21 protein-coding genes and 1 riboswitch are annotated in these 22,564 nt (G+C 67.2%); of the genes, 7 read left to right on the top strand and 14 right to left on the bottom strand.

Features of this window, described 5'->3' with window-relative positions:
• Positions 1-2 precede the first annotated feature (2 nt).
• From J2S73_RS15800 to J2S73_RS15810, 3 genes are all read right to left on the bottom strand, one after another.
• Positions 3-944 (bottom strand): ABC transporter substrate-binding protein, encoded by a 942-nt coding sequence (locus J2S73_RS15800; protein WP_306886585.1) that lies wholly within the window; start codon positions 942-944, stop codon positions 3-5.
• A 41-nt stretch (positions 945-985) separates the two neighbouring features.
• Positions 986-1,729 carry an ABC transporter permease gene (locus tag J2S73_RS15805; RefSeq protein ID WP_306886586.1) on the bottom strand — a complete coding sequence of 248 codons (744 nt, stop codon included), beginning with the start codon at positions 1,727-1,729 and terminating at the stop codon, positions 986-988.
• Positions 1,730-1,890: 161 nt separating this feature from the next.
• Positions 1,891-2,001: riboswitch (TPP riboswitch) on the bottom strand.
• Positions 2,002-2,064: 63 nt separating this feature from the next.
• Positions 2,065-2,616, bottom strand: coding sequence for a peroxidase-related enzyme (locus J2S73_RS15810; RefSeq protein WP_306886816.1), 552 nt, complete (start codon positions 2,614-2,616; stop codon positions 2,065-2,067).
• A 355-nt stretch (positions 2,617-2,971) separates the two neighbouring features.
• Between J2S73_RS15810 and J2S73_RS15815 the strand changes: the two genes are divergently transcribed.
• Together J2S73_RS15815 and J2S73_RS15820 are read left to right on the top strand one after the other, a co-directional pair.
• Complete coding sequence (locus J2S73_RS15815) at positions 2,972-7,804, top strand: NAD-glutamate dehydrogenase (protein ID WP_306886587.1); 4,833 nt, start codon at positions 2,972-2,974, stop codon at positions 7,802-7,804.
• Positions 7,805-8,016: 212 nt separating this feature from the next.
• Positions 8,017-8,616 carry a hypothetical protein gene (locus J2S73_RS15820; protein ID WP_306886588.1) on the top strand — a complete coding sequence of 200 codons (600 nt, stop codon included), beginning with the start codon at positions 8,017-8,019 and terminating at the stop codon, positions 8,614-8,616.
• A 78-nt stretch (positions 8,617-8,694) separates the two neighbouring features.
• Here the strand turns inward: J2S73_RS15820 and J2S73_RS15825 are convergent, their stop codons facing one another.
• The 8 genes from J2S73_RS15825 to coxB all read right to left on the bottom strand — a co-directional run bounded on the left by J2S73_RS15825 (position 8,695) and on the right by coxB (position 15,656).
• A complete protein-coding gene (locus tag J2S73_RS15825) occupies positions 8,695-9,441 on the bottom strand; it encodes an SURF1 family protein (protein WP_306886589.1) in 747 nt (248 codons plus the stop codon).
• 4 nt (positions 9,442-9,445) lie between these two features.
• Positions 9,446-9,865 (bottom strand): DUF983 domain-containing protein, encoded by a 420-nt coding sequence (locus J2S73_RS15830; RefSeq protein ID WP_306886591.1) that lies wholly within the window; start codon positions 9,863-9,865, stop codon positions 9,446-9,448.
• Between the two features lie 154 nt (positions 9,866-10,019).
• A complete protein-coding gene (locus J2S73_RS15835) occupies positions 10,020-10,928 on the bottom strand; it encodes a cytochrome c oxidase subunit 3 (protein ID WP_306886592.1) in 909 nt (302 codons plus the stop codon).
• Between the two features lie 158 nt (positions 10,929-11,086).
• Positions 11,087-11,704 (bottom strand): cytochrome c oxidase assembly protein, encoded by a 618-nt coding sequence (locus tag J2S73_RS15840; RefSeq protein WP_306886593.1) that lies wholly within the window; start codon positions 11,702-11,704, stop codon positions 11,087-11,089.
• A gap of 10 nt (positions 11,705-11,714) precedes the next feature.
• Positions 11,715-11,894, bottom strand: a complete 180-nt coding sequence (locus J2S73_RS15845; protein ID WP_306886594.1) for a cytochrome c oxidase system small membrane protein — start codon at positions 11,892-11,894, stop codon at positions 11,715-11,717.
• A gap of 6 nt (positions 11,895-11,900) precedes the next feature.
• On the bottom strand, positions 11,901-12,818 hold the full coding sequence (locus tag J2S73_RS15850; protein ID WP_306886595.1) for a heme o synthase: 918 nt from the start codon (positions 12,816-12,818) through the stop codon (positions 11,901-11,903).
• Between the two features lie 212 nt (positions 12,819-13,030).
• The gene (gene ctaD / locus J2S73_RS15855) at positions 13,031-14,623 is read right to left on the bottom strand and encodes a cytochrome c oxidase subunit I (protein WP_306886596.1); all 1,593 of its coding nucleotides are present in this window, start codon (positions 14,621-14,623) and stop codon (positions 13,031-13,033) included.
• Positions 14,624-14,693: 70 nt separating this feature from the next.
• Positions 14,694-15,656: a cytochrome c oxidase subunit II gene (gene coxB / locus J2S73_RS15860; RefSeq protein ID WP_306886597.1), complete on the bottom strand. Its 963-nt coding sequence runs from the start codon at positions 15,654-15,656 to the stop codon at positions 14,694-14,696.
• Positions 15,657-16,150: 494 nt separating this feature from the next.
• On the opposite strand from coxB, the gene J2S73_RS15865 reads away from it, so the two are divergent.
• The 5 genes from J2S73_RS15865 (at position 16,151) to J2S73_RS15885 (ending at position 19,552) form a co-directional block, all read left to right on the top strand.
• Positions 16,151-16,675, top strand: a complete 525-nt coding sequence (locus J2S73_RS15865; RefSeq protein ID WP_306886598.1) for an invasion associated locus B family protein — start codon at positions 16,151-16,153, stop codon at positions 16,673-16,675.
• Positions 16,672-17,166 carry a GNAT family N-acetyltransferase gene (locus J2S73_RS15870; protein WP_306886599.1) on the top strand — a complete coding sequence of 165 codons (495 nt, stop codon included), beginning with the start codon at positions 16,672-16,674 and terminating at the stop codon, positions 17,164-17,166. The genes J2S73_RS15865 and J2S73_RS15870 overlap by 4 nt, the downstream gene beginning before the upstream one ends.
• 130 nt (positions 17,167-17,296) lie before the next feature.
• On the top strand, positions 17,297-18,724 hold the full coding sequence (gene tldD, locus J2S73_RS15875; protein WP_306886600.1) for a metalloprotease TldD: 1,428 nt from the start codon (positions 17,297-17,299) through the stop codon (positions 18,722-18,724).
• 34 nt (positions 18,725-18,758) lie between these two features.
• Positions 18,759-19,184 carry a VOC family protein gene (locus tag J2S73_RS15880; RefSeq protein WP_306886601.1) on the top strand — a complete coding sequence of 142 codons (426 nt, stop codon included), beginning with the start codon at positions 18,759-18,761 and terminating at the stop codon, positions 19,182-19,184.
• 146 nt (positions 19,185-19,330) lie between these two features.
• A complete protein-coding gene (locus J2S73_RS15885; protein ID WP_306886602.1) occupies positions 19,331-19,552 on the top strand; it encodes a DUF2093 domain-containing protein in 222 nt (73 codons plus the stop codon).
• Here J2S73_RS15885 and lpxK read toward each other — a convergent pair.
• Genes lpxK through J2S73_RS15900 form a run of 3 tightly spaced genes read right to left on the bottom strand, consistent with a single transcriptional unit; the run spans position 19,536 to position 22,529 of the window.
• Positions 19,536-20,543 carry a tetraacyldisaccharide 4'-kinase gene (gene lpxK / locus J2S73_RS15890; protein WP_306886603.1) on the bottom strand — a complete coding sequence of 336 codons (1,008 nt, stop codon included), beginning with the start codon at positions 20,541-20,543 and terminating at the stop codon, positions 19,536-19,538. The two genes, J2S73_RS15885 and lpxK, sit on opposite strands and share 17 nt — an antisense overlap.
• The gene (locus J2S73_RS15895; RefSeq protein ID WP_306886604.1) at positions 20,540-21,853 is read right to left on the bottom strand and encodes a 3-deoxy-D-manno-octulosonic acid transferase; all 1,314 of its coding nucleotides are present in this window, start codon (positions 21,851-21,853) and stop codon (positions 20,540-20,542) included. Before J2S73_RS15895 ends, lpxK begins: the two co-directional genes overlap by 4 nt.
• Entirely contained in the window at positions 21,843-22,529 is a 687-nt protein-coding gene (locus J2S73_RS15900) for a lysophospholipid acyltransferase family protein (RefSeq protein WP_306886605.1), read from the bottom strand. The genes J2S73_RS15895 and J2S73_RS15900 overlap by 11 nt, the downstream gene beginning before the upstream one ends.
• Positions 22,530-22,564 lie beyond the last annotated feature (35 nt).

Here is a 22,564-nt window from a genome sequence, read left to right on the forward strand (position 1 = left end):
GCTCAGTCGAGCTCCACCGCATAGGTCTCCACCGGCTTCACGTCTTCGATCAGCCCCCGCTCCTTCATGAAGGACGCGAACCGCTCGTAGCGGCCGGTGTCGAGCGCGGCAGGCCGCAGGGCAAAGCGCCGGATGGTCTCGGCAAAGGCCAGACGGTTGTGCTCGTCGTCCAGATCCGGGTGGGCCGACACGAACAGCTCCAGCGCCGCCTCCGGGTGGTTGGTCTGCCACATGACCGCCCGCTCGATCGCCCGCAGAAACGCCTTGAGCGCCGGATCGTCCAGCCGGTCGGTGGCGGCGACGAAGACCAGTTCGTCATAGGCGGGCACGCCGTGTTCTTCCGGATAGAACGCCCGACCCTCGGCACCCTGCAGTGCGAGCTGGGGCAGTTCGATGTTGCGGTAGGCGCCGATCACCGCGTCGACGCGCTTCGACAAAAGCGACGGGGTCAGCGCGAAATTGACATTGACCAGGTTCACGTCGTCGAGGCTCATCCCCACCGAGCCCAGCATCGCCGCCAGGAGCGCATCCTCGAAACCGGCGACCGAATAGCCGATGGTCTTGCCCTTGAGGTCCTCCAGCCGCTCGATCGGCCCGTCCGCCAGCGCCACGAGCGTGTTGAGGGGCGTCGCCACCAGCGTGCCGATGCGCGCGAGCGGCAGCCCCTCCTCCGCCTGCTGATAGAGGCTGGGCTGGTAGGTGACCGCAATGTCGCCTTCGCCGGCGGCAACGAGCCGGGGCGGCGCGCTCGGATCGGACGGGGTGACGAGCTCGACCGCGAGACCTTCGTCGGCGAAATAACCCCGCTCCTCGGCGACCACGAGCGGGGCGTGATCGGGATTGAGGTACCAGTCGAGCAGCACGGTCAACCGCTGCTCCTGGGCGGAGGCGCTGCCCGACAGCGCCAGGACGGCAACGATCGAGGCGAAAGCCAAACGCAACATTGAAAAACTCCCTTTCATTCGTTGGCTGATCATCGGATTGGCTAGAGGGCTTCGGGCGCCCATGGCGCCATTCGGCGGGCGAGCGCATCCATCGCCAGCCGCAGGGCGACCGCCATGGCCGCCAGCAGAACGAGGGCTGCGAACAGGACATCGGACTGGAGCCGCGCGTTGGCGTGCAGCATGACGAAGCCGAGCCCGGCGGAGGAGCCGACCCACTCGCCGACCACGGCGCCGATCGGAGCGACGGCGGCCGCGACCTTGAGACCGGACAGGAGGCTCGGCAGTGCGGCTGGCACCCGGATCAGGGCGAGGGTCTGCAGCCGGCTGGCGCGGTTGAGACGCGCCAGATCCAGCAGTCCGGGATCGGTCCGGGCCAGACCGTCATAGAAGGACGAGGCGACGGGGAAATAGATGATCAGCGTCGCCATCACGATCTTCGACGCGATGCCGTAGCCGAACCAGAGCACCAGAAGCGGCGCGATCGCGAACACCGGCAGCGCCTGGGTGGCGATCACCACCGGCAGGAGAAGCCGGCGAGCCGGCGGGAACGCGCTCATGGTGAGCGCGGTGGTGACGCCGCAGGTGACGCCGATCGCGAACCCGAGCAGGATCTCGCTCAGGGTCACGAGCGCGTTTTCGAACAGATAGCCGGACCGGGTCTGGAACGCGCCGGCCACATCCAGCGGCGACGGCAGGATGAAGGGCGGCAGCGCGAACAGGCGGATCGCCCCCTCCCAGAGCAGAAGGAGCGCCGCCGTCACCAGCAGGGCGCGCAGGACGACCATCCCGTCAGATCCGGCGCATACCCGAAAGACGGCAGGGACCGCAAAACGGCCGCCGGGGCTCCGGACGCGCAGGTCCGGCCGAGAAAGGGATCGAGAAGGAAAAACAGCGCATTGGATCCACCGTCCACGTCGTTGGAATCGGAAGATCCGGGGAATGACGAGCGGTCGGTGGTGTCCGTCCCTTCGCCGGTATGACCCGGATCAGGTTCAAAGGGTTCGGTACCCGGACGGCACCATCTCAGCTCCTTGACGGAGCACCCCTCGGAACGCGGCAAGTGTTGCGCACTCGCCGCCGCGCCGCAACCCCCGCCGTCTCGTTTGCCTCGATCGCGGTGTCAGCGCCCGCGCGCGTGGTAATCCGAATTCGGCCGCATGTCGGTGGCCGTCGCGACCCGGTTGGACATGTTGAAGAAGCCGATCACCGAGGCGATGTCCCAGATGTCGCGATCACTGAAGCCGGCCTTGCGCAGCCCGTCGCGGTCCTCGTCGACCACATCGAACGGCGTAGCGGTCAGTTTCCAGGCGAAGTCGAGCATAGCCCTTTGCCGCTTGGTCAGGCGCGCGGCGCGGTAGTTCATTACCATCAGCTCGCCGAGTGCGGGATCGCCGGACAGCTCCCGCACGGCGGCCCCGTGGGCCACCTGGCAGTAGTAGCAGCGGTTGGCGCTGGACACGACCACGGCGATCATCTCGCGATCGAGCTTCGAGAGACCCGAGTCGCCCAGCATCAGGTCGTTGTACATGTCCGTGAAGGCGCGCAGCTTGGTCTCGTCGAAGGCGTAGGCCTTCAGCACGTTGGGCACCAGGCCCAGCTTTTCCTCGCACTTCGCGAAATAGGCCTCGGTCGCCTCGCTGAGCGGAGCGGCCTCCAGCGACAGCGCGATCACCGGGTTGTCGAAGTCGGCGCTCTTTGTCTTCCTGGCCACGTCTCACCTCCCTTGTTTGTCTCTTCCGCGGGCTCTCGAAGCGATCCCGCGATCCCTGCGGAAACCGCCCGCGAGCGCCGGTCGCGTCATCAGCCCATCAAGGCATGCCGGCGGCGGTGTTGCAAAGCGGCGTCTCCCAAGATCCGGCCTTCTCCGCCGGCGTCATCAAAAGGAACAAGACGGTATGGGAGAGGCATTGGTGCCGATCCCGGTCGCGTCCGGCGAACAGGACTCCGTGAACCGTGTTGTATCGGCGTTGTTGCCGCGGCCGTCTGCGCCGGATACCAACGACAGAGAGGAACGTTCGGAGGCCGAAATGCTCGATCGCTACGAAGCCGAAAAGGCCGAAAGGATTGCCGCCGCCGTGACCAGGCTCGCCGGCGACGACAGCGACGATCAGCGCAGACGGTTCGCAGAGGCCTTCTTCGCGCGCGGTTCGGCGGAGGATATCGTCGTTTACGATGATGCCGAGCTCTGCGCCCTCGCGGACCGGGCCTGGACCCTGTTCCAGAAGCGCGCCCCCGGTGCCGCCACGATCGAGATCACCGAACCGGACCTGCCCTCCACGGCGCAGGCCACGCGCGACGTCACCGTCATCGACATCGTCAACGACAACATGCCGTTCCTGTTCGATTCCCTGATGGACGAACTCATCGAGTTCGGCGTCGAGGTGCGGCTTGTTCTCCACCCCATCTTCGCCTGCAGCCGCGACGAGACGGGGCAGCTTCAGGCGTTCGTCGGCGAAGCTTCGGGCGGGGAGGCCGGCAACCGCGAAAGCTTCATCCACATCCACGTGCGCCGCATCGAAAGCCAGGAGCGGCGCGAGGAACTGCTGCATCGCCTTCGCGACACCCTGAAGGACGTCCGCGTCGCCGTGTCCGACTGGCAGGAGATGCGTGGTCGGGTGCAGGCCATCGTCGAGCGCTACAAGGCCTCCGAACCGCCGATCGAGGCCTCGGAGCTCGCCAAGGCCACGTCGTTCCTGGAGTGGCTGGTCGCCGACGAATTCATCTTCCTGGGCCTGCGCGAGTACAGGCTCGAAGGCGACGTGGACACCGGTGAACTGGAGCCCGTGTTTCAATCCGGGCTTGGCCTGTTGCGGGACCCGGAGGTCCGGGTACTGCGCCGCGGCACAGAGTTCGTGGTGATGACGCCGGAGATCCGCGAATTTCTGCGCGGAGAGCCGCCTCTCATCGTCACCAAGGCAAACGCCCGATCACGGGTCCACCGCCACGTCCATCTCGATTTCATCGGCATCAAGAACTACGCGGACGACGGCCGGTTGTCCGGCGAAACACGGCTCGTCGGCCTGTTCTCGTCGCGGGCCTACACCAGCTCGGTGCGCAACATTCCCTATGTCCGGGAGAAGGTGAACAGCGTTCTGGACCGCGCCGGCTACGCCGCGGACAGCCACTCCGGCAAGGCGCTTCTGAACGTGCTGGAATCCTATCCGCGCGACGAGCTCTTCCAGATCGACACCGACCTTCTGTACCAGTTCGCGACCGCCATCCTCGAGCTCGGCGAGCGGCCGCGCATCCGTGTCCTGGCCCGCAGCGACGCGTTCGAACGCTTCGTCTCCGTGCTCGTCTTCGTCCCGAGCGACCGCTACACCACGGAGCAGTCCGACGAGATCGGCGCCTATCTGGCCCGCATCTTCGACGGCCGCGTGTCGGCAACCTATGTCGGCTTCCCCGAAGGCCCGCTCGCCCGCATCCACTACATCATCGGCCGCTACGAAGGCGAAACGCCCCAGGCCAGCCGCGAGACCCTGGAAGCCGGCGTGGCCCAGCTTGTCCGCACCTGGACCGACGATCTGGAAGAGGCGCTGACAGCCCGGCACGGACTTTCGACCGCCCGGCGCCTGAGCGAACGTTTTGCCGAAGCTTTCGACGGCGGCTACCGGGCCACCTACAGCGCCGAGACCGCCGTCACCGACATTGCCATCATCGACCGGATGAGCGACGACCGCCCGGTGGCGATCTCCTTCTTCCGCCGGTCCGGCGACGCGGAGCACCGGGCCTCGCTCAAGCTGTTTGCCCACGAGGCGCCGATCCCGCTGTCCGACCGCGTTCCGATCATCGAGGCGATGGGCTTCCGGGTGATCAACGAGCGTACGTTCCGGGTCGAACACGGCACCGAGCACGGGCTTTACGTGCACGACATGTCGCTGGCGCGGATCGGCGGCGGATCGATCGATCTCGACGTGCTGGCCTCGCCGCTGGAAGCGATGTTCATGGCCGTGTGGACGGAACGGGCGGAAAGCGACGGGTTCAACGCGCTGCTTCTGGCCAGCGGCCTCGGCTGGCGCGACATCGCCATGCTCAGGGCGCTGTCGCGCTATCTGCGGCAGGCCAACGTGCCCTATTCCCAGGATTATATCTGGGGGGCGCTGATCCGCTACCCGGTCGTCGCCAAGCTGCTGGTCGACCTGTTCCATGTCCGCTTCGATCCGAGCGACGCCGACAAGGACCGCTCGCTCGCGGCTGCAAGGCTGCAGGAGCAGATCGACGCCGAGCTGGACACCGTCACCAACCTCGACGACGACACCATCATCCGCCGCTTCACCACCATCATCTACGCGATGCTGCGGACCAACTATTTCCGCCTGGACAAGGACGGGACCCCGCCGGATACCTTCGCCTTCAAGCTGTTTCCCGGCGCGATCGACATTCTGCCGGCGCCGCGCCCCTACCGGGAGATCTGGGTCTACAGCCCGCGCGTGGAAGGCGTGCACCTGCGCTTCGGCGAAGTCGCCCGCGGCGGCCTTCGCTGGTCCGACCGCTCCCAGGACTTCCGCACCGAGATCCTCGGCCTGGTGAAGGCCCAGCAGGTGAAGAACGCCGTCATCGTTCCCGTCGGCGCCAAGGGCGGCTTCGTGCCGAAGAAGCTCCCGGCCACAGGCGGCCGCGAGGCGGTGTTCGCGGAAGGCACCGAGGCCTACAAGATCTTCATCAACGCGCTCCTGAGCGTCACCGACAATCTGGTGGAGGGAAAACCGGTCCCGCCGACCGACGTGGTTCGCCACGACGGCGACGACCCGTACCTGGTCGTGGCCGCCGACAAGGGCACGGCCACGTTCTCCGACACCGCCAACGCGATTGCCGAGAACCGCGAATTCTGGCTCGGCGACGCCTTCGCGTCCGGCGGCTCCCAAGGCTACGACCACAAGGCCATGGGCATCACCGCCCGCGGCGCCTGGGAGGCCGTGAAGCGCCACTTCCGCGAAATGGACGTGGACATCCAGACGACCCCGTTCACCGTGATCGGCGTCGGCGACATGTCGGGCGACGTCTTCGGCAACGGCATGCTGCTGTCGAAGGCGATCCGGCTGGTCGCGGCCTTCGACCACCGCGACATCTTCATCGACCCGGATCCGGATCCGGACACCTCGTGGACCGAGCGCAAGCGCCTGTTCGACGCCCCGCGCACCAGCTGGCAGGACTACGACACCTCGCTCATCTCGAAGGGCGGCGGCGTGTTCTCCCGCTCTGCGAAGTCGGTGCCGCTGTCGCCCGAGGCACAGGCGCTGCTCGGCCTCAACAAGTCGAGCGCGACGCCGCTGGAGGTCATCCGGGCGATCCTGCGCACCGAGTCGGACCTGCTCTGGTTCGGCGGCATCGGAACCTATGTCCGTGCGGCGTCCGAGACCAATCTGGACGTGGGCGACCGTGCCAACGATTCCATCCGCATCACCGCCGAGGAACTGAGGGTCAAGGTCATCGGCGAGGGCGCCAATCTGGGCGTGACCCAGAAGGCCCGCATCGCCTTCGCCCGGGGCGGCGGACGCTGCAACTCCGATGCGATCGACAATTCGGCCGGGGTGAACACCTCCGACGTCGAGGTCAACATCAAGATCGCGCTGCGCGGCGCCGAGAGCCAGAACGTGATCGACCGGGAGAAGCGCAACGAGGTTCTGGTGGCGATGACCGACGAGGTCGCGTCCATCGTCCTGCGCAACAACTACCTCCAGACGCTCAGCATTTCGCTCACCCAGCGGCTCGGCATCGAGGATATCGGCTTCCAGTCCCGGCTCATGCAGGTGCTCGAACAGCGCGGAGTGCTGGACCGCGAGCTGGAAACCCTGCCCCCGGACCGCGAGCTCAGTGCCCGTGCGGGCAGGGGCGAGGGTCTGTGCCGGCCGGAAATCGGCGTGCTGCTCGCCTACGCCAAGATCACCCTCTACGACGCGCTCCTGTCCAGTTCCGTGCCCGACGACACTTATCTCGGCCGCGAACTCAGGCGCTATTTCCCGACCCTGATGCAGGAGGATTTCCTGGATCAGGTCGAAGGCCATCCGCTGCGGCGCGAGATCATAGCGACCGTTCTCGCCAACTCCATGATCAACCGCGGCGGGCCCACCTTCGTCACCCGGATGGCCGATCAGACCGGCGCCGACGTGGACCGCATCGCAAAAGCCTTCGCCGCCTGCCGCGACGCCTGGCAGCTCACCGCGCTAAACGGGGAAATCGACGCGCTCGATACGAGGGTGCCCGGCGACGTCCAGCTCGAGCTGTACGCCGCGGTGCAGGATCTGGTCCTCGACGCCACGGTCTGGTTCATCCGCAACGTTCGCTTCGAACAGGGAATCCAGGTCGAGGTCGAACGCTTCCGTGCCGGTCTCCAGGCGCTGGAGCCGAACCTGGAGAAGGTCGTGCCAGAGCATATCGCCGGGTCGGTCGATGAGACCGCACGGACCTGGATCGATGCCGGCGTGCCTGAGGATCTCGCCCACCGGCTGTCGCACCTGCCGGTGAGTGCGTCGATCCCGGACATCATCGTCGTGTCCGAGGCGACCGGCGCCCCGCTGGAAAAGGTGGCCGAGACCTATTTCGCCATCGACGGCCGGTTCCGCATCGGCCGGATCGAAGCTCTGGCCCGCCAGGCGACGGTCACCGACTATTATGACGGGCTTGCCCTGGACCGGGCCCGCCGGACGCTGGCCGAGGCGCACCGCCAGATCACCCGCCAGGTGATCGCGGCCGGCGGCGAAGCAGATGCGTCGCTCGCCGTGGAGAACTGGATCGCGGAGCGGGCCCAGCAGGTGGACCGCGCCCTGAAGACGGTGACCCAGCTCGGCGAGACCGACACCATCACCGTCTCCCGCTTCGCGGTGGCGGCGAGCCTGCTGGCCGACGTCGCGGGGGAATAGGAACGGCAGCAGACGGGCGGACGTCGATTTCGGCACGCAGCCCCCGGTTTTTGCCATAGCGGCGACCGGTGGCGGGTGCTATCAGCGCGCTGGCCGAGGATGCGTTGGAACGCCCAGCGCACAACGGCATTGTGTGAGGATGGACACGTTTTCGGCGCCGGCATGAGGCCGTGACCGATCGTCCCCTTCCCTCACTTCTTGGAGGACTGAGAATGCACTCTTGGTTTGCCCCGATCCGCGCCGTGGCAGCCGCCGCCGCGCTCTCCGTGGTCGCCCTTTCCCCCGTGGCTGCCCAGAATTCCACCGACACCGTGACCTATGTCGACGCCTTCGGCGACGCCCAGCTCACCGGCTTCAAGGCCCAGGTGGTCACCACCAACAAGATGGAAAGCCAGGTGGTCGTGAAGACCCCGAACCAGAACGAATACGCCGTTCCGGTTCCGGAGAGCTTCCCGCTCGATCAGGTTCGCGAGAACCAGTTCCTGACCGTCCAGCATCTGCAGGGCGTGATCCTGGACGTCGAGAAGAGCAAGGCCGACGAAGCCGGCGTGACCTACGATCTGGACGTCGACATCGACGACAGCGATTCGCAGATGCCGTCCGGCCTGGTGACCCGCAACGTCGCCCTGACCGCCAAGGTTCTCGGCGTCAGCCACAGCGACGGCACCGTCACCTTCGAGGCGCCGAGCGGCGAGAAGCAGACCGTCAAGGTTCAGCAGCCCGACCTTCTGAAGGATCTGGACATCAAGACCGGCGACTTCGTCGTCCTGACCTTCTACGACGCCGTTGGTCTGGAAATCTCCAACACCTGATCCCGGTCCGCCGGATCGGCAAATTCGAGAGGCCGGGGCTCTGCCCCGGCTTTTTCATGTCTGGCCGCCAGTCCCGGTTCAATCGCGCAGCCTGCGCCAGGCGAAGGTTCCGTAGACGAAGACGAGAACCACGGCGAGGCCGTACCACGTCACAGCATACTGAAGATGGCTGTTGGCGAAGGTCAGCGGGGTCTCGCCGGCCTGGGGCACTCCGCCTTCAGGCGTCTCGGACGCCACCAGCGAGACGTAGTAGGGCGCCGTCCGGCGCATCCCGAGCGCCTCCGCCATGGCGCCCAGTTCGCGGACCAGCCAGACATTCTTGTCCAGATCCGGATCCGGCGAGAAGAACGCCGGCATCTCGCCCGGCCGCATCAGGCCTTCGATCCGGACCTCCCCTTCCGGCGGCCCCGGCCGGGTTTCGGGATCCTTGCGATCCAGTGGCACGAAGCCCCGGTCGACGAGCAGGGTCCAGCCATCGGTCGTGGTGAAGGGCGCGAACACCAGATAGCCCTGGCCGCCCAGCGGCCCGTTCGGATCGGGCAGCGCCATGAACACGTGAATCTCGTCGTCGCCATAGCGGCCCGTCGCCTCGACGCGCTGATAGATCCAGTCGTCCATGTCGAGCGCGGGCCAGGCGTCCGGGCCCGGCGCCGGCACCGCCTCGGCCACGCTGCGGCTCTCGGCGGCAGCGATCAGGCTTTCCTTCCAGGCCAGCCGGCGAACCTGCCAGTTGCCGAGCCCGATCAGGATGACGAGGGCGATCAGGGTGACAAGCGTCGGCCAGAGCAGGCTGCGCAGTGCGGATCTCGAAGGAGCGGCGGCCAAGGGATCAGTCCTCGAGACGGCCCTCGGCCGCCCTGGTCTGGTACTGCTGCGCGATCAGCATGCCCTTGAGCGGACGGATGATCCCCAGCGACAGGCCGATGGTCAGAGGGGCCAGCACGATCAGATGCACCCAGATCGGCGGTTGCCAGAGCACTTCCATGAGAAGCGCCAGGCCGACCACCAGGAACCCGACGATCAGGATGACGAAGACGGCGGGGCCGTCGCCGGAATCGATGAAGCGGAAATCCAGCCCGCAGACCGCGCACGTCTCCCGGATCGAGAGAAAGCCATCGAACAGCTTGCCCTCGCCGCACCTCGGACAGCGTCCGGCAAGGCCTGTCTGGCTCGCCGGCAGCGGCGGATAGGAGCGTTTCCGGGACGCCGGTTTCGGCGCGGCCTGCTCGGGTTTCGCGTCTTCGCTCATGGGATCCCGTACAGACGTTGGAACGGACTGGCTCTGCTTTGCGGGCGCGAAACCTCGACCCGCCCTCCGGTCTCCCGACCGCCCCCCGGATACGATACGGGCGCCGATCGTGAAACCGGCGCCCGCTGCGAATCTTGATCCGTGATTAGCCCAGCTAGACCGGAAGCACGCCGGACCCTAGCAGGCTGCTCACCTCTTCGGTATGCGGCGAGGCGCCCCAGACATAGATGCAGGCGAACAGGAACAGCCAGACCACGTCGACGAAGTGCCAGTACCAGGCGGCCGCCTCGAAGCCGAAATGGTGCTCCTTGGTCCAGTGGCCCGACATGGCCCGGATCAGGCAGACGATCAGGAAGATCGTGCCGACGATCACGTGGAAGCCGTGGAAGCCCGTCGCCATGAAGAACGTGGAACCGTAGATCGAGCCGGCGAACGGGAAGTCCGCGTGGCTGTACTCCAGATACTGCACGTAGGTGAACGTCAGGCCGAGCAGCACGGTCAGCAGCAGGCCGAACTTCAGGCTCTGGCGATCGTCGTGCAGCAGCGCATGGTGCGCCCAGGTGACGGTCGTTCCCGACGTCAGCAGGATCAGCGTGTTGAGAAGCGGCAGATGCCAGGGATCGAAGCTCTCGATGCCCTCGGGCGGCCAGACGCCACCGGTGTGCTCCAGCCGGAGATACTCGATCGGCGCGTTGATGAAGAGCGAGGCATCGAAATAGGCCCAGAACCAGGCCACGAAGAACATCGCCTCGGAGGCGATGAACAGGATCATGCCGTAGCGCAGGTGGAGCTTCACCACCCGGGTGTGATCGCCCGCCAGCGATTCGCGGATCGTGTCCGACCACCAGCCGTACATGGTGTAGAGGACGATCAGCAGACCGATGACGAACAGGCCCCAGCCCTCGGTGCTCAGACCGAAGACGGTCAGTTCCTCGCCCTGATGCCAGCGGAACAGGCAGACCGCACCGAACGCCGTGACGAACGCGCCGATCGACCCGAGAAACGGCCAGGGGCTCGGCTCGACGAGGTGGTAGTCATGGTTCTTCTGGTGCGCCTCGGCCATCGCTTCGTCCCGATCCTTCGTCCTGTTTGTCCCGCTCTCGGGTCTCGAATTCGAACGTTTCTACAACTGCTTTGTCGGCTTCGCCAGACCAGTCTGCGGAAAAGTGGAAACCGGTTTCCCGGCCCGATCCCGCGCGGCCATACGAACTCCGATCAGGGTCATGACTTCGACCGTACCGGCCTCGTGGCGTCGTCGGTCGCGTCCTGGTCGCCCGCGTCCGCGGACTGATCCGGCGGATCCGCCGGATAGAAGGTGTAGGAGAGCGTAATCGTGCCCACGTCGCCGGCCTCGTCGTCTGTGACCATGTCCGGATCCACGTAATAGGTGACCGTGATCCGGCGTTTTTCCGACGGGCCGAGCGGCTGCTGGGTGAAGCAGAAGCAGTCGAGCTTGGAAAAATACGGTCCGGCCGCGAACGGCGTGACGTTGAACACCGCGGTCGCGTTGGTCTCGCGCTCGGAGGTGTTCTCGATGATGTACTCCGCCTCGACCACCTCGCCCATGCGCGCCGTAATGGAGCGTTCGACGGGCTTGAACGTCCAGGGCAGCCCCTTCCGGACGTTCGCGTCGAAGCGGACGGTAACCTCGCGATCGATCGGCTCCACAGGCTGCGCGCTGGCGAGCGAGGTGGTGCCGCCGTAGCCGGTCACCTGGCAGAAGATCTGATAGAGCGGGACGGCGGCATAGGCCGCACCCACCATGGCGCACACGAAGGCCAGGCAGACGACGGCGACGCGCACGTTGCCGTTCATGGATTTCCGTGTTCGCTCGCTCATGACGTCCCTCTCAAAGCGGCCGTTCGACAACGTTCCCGCCCATCTTGAAGATCGTGATCACGTAAAACAGGACGACCAGGATCGCGAGAACCACCGCGATCGCGATCGACCGCGACCGGCGGCGCCGCTTCTGCTCCGGGCTCAGCTCGACGCCGTCGGTCTGCTTGTCCGTCTCTTCGCTATCGGCCATGCGCGATCACACGCTCTGGACCAGATGCTCCGCGAGCAGGGTCGCGAAGAGAAGGAAAAGATACAGGATCGAGAACCCGAACAGCTGGCCGCAGGCGCGCCTGGCAGCCTTGCCTTCGCGGTGACGCAGCACGTTGACCGCGCCCAGCACGAACAGCCCGCCGCTCACCGCCGCGACGGCCGCGTAGACCGGTCCGGCGAAGCCCAGGAACGCCGGAGCCAGCCCGACCGGAACCAGCACGACGGCGTAGAGGAGGATCTGCCAGCGCGTGGCCTGGGGGCCGGCCACCACCGGCAGCATCGGCACGCCGGCGCGGGCGTAGTCCTCGTTCTTCAGAAGCGCGAGCGCCCAGAAATGGGGCGGGGTCCACAGGAAGATGATGGCGAACAGGACCAGCGGCGGCAGCGAAATGCTGCCGGTCATCGCCGCCCAGCCGATCACCGGCGGCAGCGCGCCGGCGGCACCGCCGATGACGATGTTCTGCGCCGTGCGCCGCTTCAGGATCATCGTGTAGAAATGGCCGTAGAACCAGATCGTGAAGGCGAGCAGTCCGGCGGCGAGCCAGTTGGCGACCAGCCCGAGCGTGACCACGGACCCGATCGACAGGGTGATCCCGAAGGCGAGCGCCGCTTCCGGAGCCACGCGTCCGGCCGGCACCGGGCGCTCCCGGGTGCGCGACATGACCGCGTCGATGTCGGCGTCCCACCACATGTTCAGCGCCGCCGAAGCCCCTGCCCCGACCGCAATCGCCAAGAGCGAGATCGCGCCCAGGACCGGATGAAGGCCCGTCGGCGCAAGCGTCATTCCGACCAGCGCGGTGAAGATCACGAGGGACATCACCCGCGGCTTCAGAAGCGCGATGTAATCGGCGACCGTCGCTTCGCCCAAGGCCACGGTGGTGGGGGAGGTGGTGGCGTGTGCCATAAAGAAGGATATCCGTCCCTTGACTGCTTCGATGTCCGATCGGACCGGTCATCCCCGGTCTGTCCGTCGGCGACCGTCGCCTTACGCGCTGCGGGACAGGCGATCCGGAGCCGCGCATCCCGCTTTCTTGGTGTTGGAAGAGCCGGCCCCGCGGGGCCGGCCCGTCGATCCTCGAGAAGAGGCCGGGCTCGAACCGCCGGCCCCGTGTCGGATCACTTGATCCGCGGCAGCGTCTCGAACTGGTGGAACGGCGGCGGCGACGACAGGGTCCACTCCAGCGTGGTCGCACCGGCGCCCCAGGGATTGTCGCCGGCGACCCGCTTCTTGGAGAACGCCTCGACGATGCCCCAGATAAAGACGAGCACGGCGATGCCCGACAGGTACGAGCCCATCGACGACACGAAGTTCCAGCCCGCGAACGCATCGGGATAGTCCGCGTAGCGGCGCGGCATGCCCGAAACGCCCAGGAAGTGCTGCGGGAAGAAGATCAGGTTCACGCCGATGAACGTCAGCCAGAAGTGCAGCTTGCCGATCGTCTCGTTGTACATGTAGCCGCTCATCTTCGGGAACCAGTAGTACCAGCCCGCGAAGATGCCGAACACGGCGCCCATCGACAGCACATAGTGGAAGTGGGCGACGACGAAGTAGGTGTCGTGCATCGCCCGGTCGAGGCCGGCATTGGCCAGCTGGACGCCGGTGACGCCGCCGAGGGTGAACAGGAAGATGAAGCCGATCGCCCACAGCATCGGCGTGCGGAAGGAGATCGAGCCGCCCCACATGGTGGCGATCCACGAGAACACCTTCACGCCGGTGGGCACCGCGATCACCATGGTGGCGAACACGAAGTAGGCCTGCGTGTCGGCCGACAGACCGACCGTGTACATGTGGTGGGCCCACACCACGAAGCCGATCACGCCGATCGCGACCATGGCATAGGCCATGCCGATATAGCCGAACACCGGCTTCTTCGCGAAGGTGGACACCACGTGGCTGACGATGCCGAAGGCCGGCAGGATCAGGATGTACACTTCCGGGTGACCGAAGAACCAGAACAGGTGCTGGAACAGGATCGGGTCACCGCCGCCGGCCGGGTCGAAGAACGAGGTTGCGAAATTGCGGTCCGTGAGCAGCATCGTGATCGCGCCGGCGAGCACCGGAAGCGACAGAAGCAGCAGGAACGCCGTCACCAGCACCGACCAGGCGAACAGCGGCATCTTGTGCAGCGTCATGCCGGGGGCGCGCATGTTCAGGATGGTGGTGATGAAGTTGATGGCGCCGAGGATGGACGACGCGCCGGCGATGTGGAGCGCGAAGATCGCGAAGTCCATGGCCGGTCCGGGGCTGCCGCTGCTGGACAGCGGCGGATAGGCGGTCCAGCCGCCGCCGAACCCGTTCGCACCGGGAGCGCCGGGGACGAACAGCGAGATCAGCAGCATGGCGAACGCCGTCGGCAGCAGCCAGAACGAGATGTTGTTCATGCGCGGGAACGCCATGTCCGGCGCCCCGATCATGATCGGCACGAACCAGTTGCCGAAGCCGCCGATCAGCGCCGGCATCACCATGAAGAAGATCATGATCAGGCCGTGCGACGTCGTGAAGACGTTGTAGACCTCGGGGTTGGAGAAGATCTGAAGCCCCGGCTCCTGCAGCTCGGCACGCATGGCGATCGACAGTGCACCACCGATCACACCCGCCACAATGGCGAAGATCAGGTACATGGTGCCGATGTCTTTGTGGTTCGTCGAGTAGACCCAGCGGCGCCAACCGGTCGGGTGGTGCGGGGCCTCTGCGGCGGTGGTTGTCATTGTCCCAATCTCCTTGTCGATCCCGCCGGGCCGTCGCGATCGCGCCAGCCCGGGCTCCCGGTCGATCTTTCTAGTCCGCCTTCACGGTCGGCTGCGCGTCGGCCTCGTCGGCAGCCGCGAGAAGCCGCTCGCGGTCTTCCTGCTGCCAGCTGATGACCATCTCGTTCGCCTTCTGGATGTCGTCCTTGGCGGCCGCGGCCCACTGTTCGAACTGGTCTTCCTCCACGACGCGAATCGCGATCGGCATGAAGGCATGGCTCTGCCCGCAGAGCTCGGAGCACTGGCCAAAATAGAGCCCCGTCTTCTCGGCCTGGAACCAGGTCTCGTTCAGTCGGCCCGGGATCGCGTCGATCTTGATCCCGAACGAGGGCATCGCGAAGGAATGGATCACGTCGCCGGAGGTAACCTGGAGCCGGACGATCTTGTTGACCGGAACCACCATGTCGGCATCGACGGCGAGCAGCCGCGGCGCCTGCTCGGCGCTCAGGTTGTGCTTCTGGCGGAACTCGCTGAGATCGTCGCCCTGGAGGATGTAGGAGGAGAAGTCGATGCCCTCGTAGTCCTCGTCAGAATAGGTGTAGCCCCAGTACCACTGGTAGCCGGTGGCCTTCACGGTCAGGTCGGCCTCCGGGATGGTGGTCTGGAAGAAGAGGAGCCGGAAGGACGGCACCGCGATCGCCACCAGGATCAGCACCGGCAGGACGGTCCAGACAACCTCGATCAGGGTGTTGTGGGACGTCCGCGACGGGGTCGGGTTGGAGCGCTCGGAGAAGCGCCACATGCAGTAGCCGAGAAGCGCCATCACCATGATGACGATCAGCGTCATGATGACGAAGGTGTAGTTCCCGAACCAGGTCACGCCGGCCATGATGTCCGTCGCAGCCGGCTGGAAGGTCATCTCCCAGGGCTTTGGTTGTGCAGCGGACGCGACACCCACCGAGCCGGCGACGGCCACAGCCGCGCCCGCGGCCCGTGCCGCCGTTCCTGCCAAGTTCGCCCACACCTTCATCGCGCTCGACCTCTTGCCACGCATTCGAATTCCGTTTCCACCCGTCCCAAGGCAACGCCGCCCGAGCGGCTCCGTCGCTGTTCCGTTCTCCCGGAGGCGATCACGCCAGCGCCAAGTTCCACAAGGGAGGCGCATTGCCGCAGCGATCGCGCCCCATCTTATGTCTCAGCCGCGCGGCGATGAAAAGCGGCCAGCGGGCCTCATTTCCGGCAACGGTCTTAAAACGGCTCCAATTTAACACAGTGCTCGTTTCGCATGCCCCGAGACGAAACGCCACGCCTCGTATTGCGCTAAATCAATGCCGGAATGCAAATCGAACCGGGTTTCGCCTTCCAGCCACGGCAGCGCTGTCCCGTTGGCGGGCGGCTGTGCTAATTTCGCCACCTTCGGGTCTCATCGGATCCCGCCATCGAGATCACAGGCTGGGCCGAACGCACCGTCTGCGCCGACTTGACGGGGCGCCCGCCCGCCGATCCTGTTACAGATGCCGCACCTCTGGCAAAGACACACAGAACGGAATGACACGCGACATGCTCACCCTCTTCAAGTCACGATGCGCCACGGCCGCGCTCGTTCTGCTCGCCGCCGCGCTTGTTCCGGGCCTTGCCCAGGCCCAGGGACAGGTCCGCTCCAGCCACGGCGACTGGCAGATCCGCTGCGACACGCCTCCCGGCGCCCAGTCCGAGCAGTGCGCGCTCATCCAGAACGTGACCGCCGAGGACCGCGAGAACGTCGGGCTGACCGTCATTATCCTGCACACCGCCGACGACGAAGGGCGGATCCTGCGCGTCCTCGCCCCGCTCGGCGTGCTGCTTCCCTCCGGTCTTGGCCTGACCATCGACGACGAGGACGTCGGCCGCGCCGGTTTCGTGCGCTGCCTGCCGAACGGGTGCGTCGCCGAGGTCGTTCTCGACGACGAACTTCTCGGCAAGCTGGAAAGCGGCACCACGGCCACCTTCATCATTTTCCAGACCCCGGAAGAAGGCATCGGCATCCCGATCTCTCTGAGCGGCTTCCAGGACGGGTATCAGGCCCTTCCGTGACATTGCCTGCCGGGTTCGTGATCCGGCCCTGCGGACCGGAGGATGCCGAATCAGCGGCGCGCCTCCTGGACGCGCTGAATGCGCAGCAGGGCGATCCGACCGGCAACCTGACCTCCGCGAAGGTCCTCGCGGACGGCGTCGGGCCGTCCGCCGTTCTGCAGATCAGGCTGGCCTGGATCGGCGCGCTGCCGGTCGGAGTGGCGGCCTGGCATGGCGCCTACGAACCGGCCTATGCGGCGCGCGGGTCCTATCTGGTCGCGCTCTGGGTCGACCCTCCGCACCGCAGGTGCGGCATCGGCCGCGCTCTGGTCGACGCGGTGGCGGCGGAAACCCGGACCGATGGCGGCGTGTTCGTCTGGTGGGTCTCCAAACCTTGGAACACCGCCGCCCACGCCACATATTCCCGGCTTGGCGCCGGTCAGATGGACACCTGCGCCCACGCGCTGGCCGGCGACGTGTTCGCAGATGCGGCCCGGCGCGGAACCGGATGACATCGTCCGGTCAGATTTTCGACCCGACCGTGCGGCTTTCTCTGGTAAGGCCCCGGCGCACCGACAGACACGAGAGCGCCCGCGTGGCCACGGGCCGGACGGCCCGACGACCGGCGCTTCAGGAGTTTTCATGACCGAGCACGATCTCGACCTCATCGCGTCCGCCGGGCTGTCCCCGGACCGTGTCGGCACGCTCGTCGGCGATGCCGTTGCCGGCAGCGACGACGGCGAGCTCTTTCTGGAGTACCGCCAGTCCGAATCGCTCGTGTTCGACAACGGCCGGCTCAAGGCGGCGAACTTCGACACCGCCCACGGCTTCGGCCTGCGCGCGGTTGCCGGAGAGGCCGTCGGCTATGCCCATTCGGGCGAGATCTCCGAAGCGGCGCTGAAGCGTGCCTCCGCTGCGGTGCAGCAGGTCAAGAAGGGCTATGCCGGCGCCAGCTACGCCGCGGCCCCTCCCGGCACCAATGCCCGGCTCTACGAGCCCGCCAATCCCCTGTCCGCACCGGGCTTCGAGGAGAAGGTGAAGCTTTTGGAGCGCATCGACGCCGCTGCCCGCGCTCGCGACCCGCGCGTGCGGCAGGTGACGGTGTCCCTCGCCGGGTCCTGGCAGGTGGTGGAAATCCTGCGCGGTGACGGCCACCGGGTCCGCGACGTCCGCCCACTGGTCCGGCTCAACGTTGCCGTGGTCGCCGGCGATGGCGACCGCCAGGAGAGCGGCAGCTACGGCATCGGCGGACGGGAAGGCTTCGGCCGCTTCATCGCCGAGGACAAGTGGCAGCACGCGATCGACGAAGCCCTGCGCCAGGCCCTGGTCAATCTCGAGGCCGTGCCCGCTCCGGCCGGCACCTTCGACGTGGTATTGGGCGCCGGCTGGCCCGGCATTCTCCTGCACGAGGCGGTCGGCCACGGCCTGGAAGGCGACTTCAACCGGCGCAAGAGTTCCGCCTTCGCCGACATGATGGGCGAGAAGGTCGCCTCGGAGGGCGTCACCATCGTCGACGACGGCACCCTTCATGCCCGGCGCGGCTCGCTCACCGTCGACGACGAGGGCACGCCCGCCCACGAGACGACGCTGATCGAGGACGGCCGCCTGGTCGGCTACATGCAGGACCGGCAGAACGCCCGGCTGATGGGCATGGTGCCGACCGGCAACGGCCGCCGCGAATCCTACGCCCACGTGCCGATGCCGCGCATGACCAACACCTACATGCGCGGCGGCGACCACGATCCGGGCGAGATCCTCGGTTCGCTGATGGACGGTCTGTACATGGTCTCCTTCGGCGGCGGACAGGTCGACATCACCTCCGGAAAGTTCGTGTTCTCCTCCACCGAGGCCTACCGGGTGCGCGACGGCAAGATCGGCGAGCCGGTCAAGGGCGCCATGCTGATCGGCAACGGTCCCGACGCCCTGACCCGGGTCCGCATGGTCGGCTCCGACATGGCGCTCGATCCCGGCATCGGCACCTGCGGCAAGCAGGGACAGGGCGTTCCGGTCGGGGTCGGCCAGCCCACGATCCGCATCGACGGCTTGACAGTCGGCGGCACAGAGGCCTGAACAGCGCTTGGACTCACACAGGACACCCCCGACGATGGTCGAACTCACGCCCTTCCATATCGCCTTCCCGGTCCACGACCTGGAGACCGCACGCGCCTTCTATACCGGCGTGCTCGGGTGCGGCACCGGCCGCGAAGACAGCACCTGGATCGATTTCGACCTCTACGGACACCAGATCGTCGCCCATCTCGACCGCGGACTGGAGCCCAAGACCATCTCCAATCCGGTCGACGGCGACGAGGTCCCGGTGCCTCACTTCGGCGTGGTGCTGACGCTGGATGCCTGGAAGGCGCTGCGCGACCGGATGGAAGCCCGCGACGACATCGACTGGGTGATCCGCCCCCGCGTGCGCTTCGCCGGCGAGCCGGGCGAACAGGCCACGATGTTCCTGCGCGACCCGTCCGGCAACGCGCTGGAATTCAAGGCGTTCGCCGATCTCGGCCACCTGTTTGCGACCTAGAGCCTTTTCCGCTCAGATGGGGACATCAGAGCGGGAAGAGACGGCTCCGGGGCGCGGTTCCGATCCGGCTGGAACCGGATGGCCTGATCCCACTGTCTGATCATTTGCGAGCGGGCCGGACCGCCCGACCATCGAACGAGGCCCACATGAACCGGCACGACCCGCACCGATCCGACGGCGAAGCCCAGATCCGCTATCTCGACGGCGATTTCCAGATCATTGCGCCGGGCACGTTCGTGCGCTGTGCCGTCACCGGCCGGTCGATCCCGCTCGACGAACTGCGCTACTGGAACGTCGATCAGCAGGAAGCCTATGTCGACGCCGATGCGGCGCTGAAGCGCCACAAGGAGCTCAGAGCCCAAGCCTGAGCGCGCCGGCATAAGCCAGCCGGAGCGCCGCGGGATCCTCGAACGCGAGTGTGACCCGGACCGCATGAGCCGCGGCGCGCAGCTCGCCGCATGGCCCCGACGCGCCCGCGAGCCGGGCGATGTCCTTTTCCGTGGTCACGAGCACGAGATCCTTCCGCGCGGCCTCCTCGAGCAGCTCGCGCGCATCGGCATCCCGATAGACATGATGATCCGGATAGGCCGCAAGCCGCACCACCTCTGCGCCGGCTTCGCGCAGCGTGGCGGCGACCTTCTCCGGCCGCCCGATGCCGGCGAACGCCAGCACTCTTTTTCCCGCAAACCGCTCCGGATCCTGGGGCGCCAGCCGCGCGCGGAAGATCGCGAGCCCGGCGGCCTCGGCCGCGGCGGCCACCGGATCGGCGCGCCGGCCGTCTCCGATCAGCACGAGCGCCTGGGCCCGGCTCAGTTGCGGCGCGAGCGGCGCCCGCAGCGGCCCGGCCGGCGTGACCCGTCCGTTGCCAACGCCGACCGAGGTGTCGACCACCAGGGCGGACCAGTCCTTGTGCAGCGCCGGGTTCTGGAAGCCGTCGTCCATGACCACCACGTCGGCGCCGATCTCTTCGGCCAGCCGGCCGCCAGCGACCCGGTCCGCCGCGACCACGGTCGGGGCGTGCGCCGCCAGAAGCAGCGCTTCGTCCCCCACATCCACCGCCGAATGACGCGCCGGATCCACCCGCACGGGTCCCTTGAGCAATCCGCCATAGCCCCGCAGCAGAAACACCGGGGCGCGGCCGTCCGCCTTGAGCAGGGCCGCGAGCGCGATGGCCGTGGGCGTCTTTCCGGCTCCCCCGACCGTCGGGTTGCCGATGCACAGGACCGGGATCGACAGCCGCGCCCGGGGGCGGTCGCCCAGGCGGCGCGCGGCAACGAAGCCGACCGGCCATCCGAGGGGCGCGAGCCATCGCCCGGCCGGCGCCTCCCGCCACCAGAACGCCGGCGCGGTCCGTTTCACCGGGCCGCTCCGATCGGCGGTCGCTCGTCCGTCGGCGCGGAAACCGGCAGATAGGCTTTCAGCGCATCCATCGTCCGGTCGACGGCGCCGGTCTGGGAGAGGGCCACCTGAGCGCCCGTCTCCGCGATCCGCTCCACCTCTTCCGGGTCGGCGAGCAGTCGCGCGACCACGGTCGCGAGTCCGTCCGGCCCGTCGACCTGGATCCCGCCGCCCGCCGACATAAGCGCCTCGTAGACGGCGGGAAAATTCCCCGTGTGCGGGCCCGCGATGACAGCACATCCCAGCCGTGCCGGTTCGATCGGGTTCTGTCCGCCCTTTTCGACCAGGGACCCGCCGACGAAGACGACCGAGACGAGACGGTAGAACAGGCCGAGCTCTGCGAGCGTGTCGGCGACGTAGATGCCGGCGCCCGCGGGCACCGGTTCACCGGCCGACCGCAGGCTGATCGCCAGGTCATCCGACCTCAGCTCGGCGGCAATATCGGCGCCCCGCTCGGGATGGCGGGGCACGATCACGGTCACCAGACCGGGAAAGTCCGCCGCGAGCCGGCGATGGACCTGCGCGATCAGTTGCTCCTCGCCCGGATGGGTGGACGAGGCGACCCATGCCGGCCGATCTCCGATCGCCGCGCGCAGCGCCTGCAGGGCGGCCGGATCGGCCGAGAGGATGGCCCCGTCATATTTCAGGTTGCCGAGATTGCCGACCTTGGGCGCGCCGAGCGCCCGGAACCGGTCCGCATCCGCGGCCGACTGGGCGAAGACCTCGGTGATGCGGGAGAAGATCGCCCGGTGGACCAGCGGAAAACGGCCCCAGCCCCGGGCCGAGCGTTCCGACATGCGGCCGTTGACGACGATCCGCGGAATGTCCCGGCGCGCCAGTTCGTCGAGTGCGACCGGCCAGAGTTCCGATTCCACGAAGATCGCCAGCGTCGGCCGCCAGTGCGACAGGAAGCGGTCCAGATAGGTGACCACGTCCAGCGGCCCGAACTGATGGAATGCCCCCTCCGGCAGCCGGTCGGCGGCAACCCGCGAGGCGGTCAGGGTGGTGGTGGTCAGAAGCACGGCCATGCCGCGGGCGGTCAGTTGCTCGATGAGCGGCAGAACGGCATTCGTCTCCCCGACGCTGGCGCAATGGACCCAGACCAGCGGCCCCTCGGGACGCGCGCGAGAGGCACGTCCCCGCCGCTCCGGAAGCCGCTCGGGATCTTCCTTGCCCCGCCGGACCCGCAGGATGAGAAGGCCTCCCAGCGCCGGCCGCAGCAGTCGGCTGAGGCCGCGCCAGGCGGCGTAGAGGAGGCCCTCAGCGCTCATGGCCGTCCACGATCGCGTAGGCGCGATCCGTGACGATGTTGAGACCCTGCTCGATCCGGTGCCGTGCCGCCTCGAACGCCTCGTCGTCCAGCTCGCGCGCGACGTAGATCGCCTCGCCGGCGACACACGCGGACCGTCCGAAGGGCAGGTTGACCGTGGCCTTGTCCCAGGAATTGAGGTTGATGCGGCGGCTGGTCGCGAACGCGATCGGGATCACCGGCCGGCCCGACCGGCTGGCGAGCTGGACGATCCCGTCGCCGGCAACCCGGGCAGGTCCCACCGGGACGTCGGCCGTCATCGCGACCACGGCGCCCTCCTCAAGCGCGGTCATCGCCTCCAGGAAGCCCCGCACCCCGCCCCGTTTGCGGATCTGGTGCGGCTTGCGTCCGCCCGACGCCCGGATCAGGCCGAGCCCGAGACGGCTGGCGGCGATCGCGTTGACGTCGCCGTCGGCGGAGCGGGAGATCATCACCCGGCAATCGGTCCACGCCTTCGGCCGGGCGAACGGGGCCATGAAATGCTGGCCGTGCCACATGGCGACGATCGCCGGCAGATGCGGCGCGGCGTCCTCGGCCATGGTTTCCGGCTCCAGACGCAGCCGGTTGGTGCGATCGACGAAGCTCAGATAGTTGGCCAGGGTCAAACCGAGCGCGCGCCGGGCACGCTCGGACCGCATCAGGCGTTTCCACATCTCGTCAGCGGGCTCTTTCG

This window comes from Amorphus orientalis, from assembly GCF_030814015.1.
Taxonomy (GTDB): Bacteria; Pseudomonadota; Alphaproteobacteria; order Rhizobiales; family Amorphaceae; genus Amorphus; species Amorphus orientalis.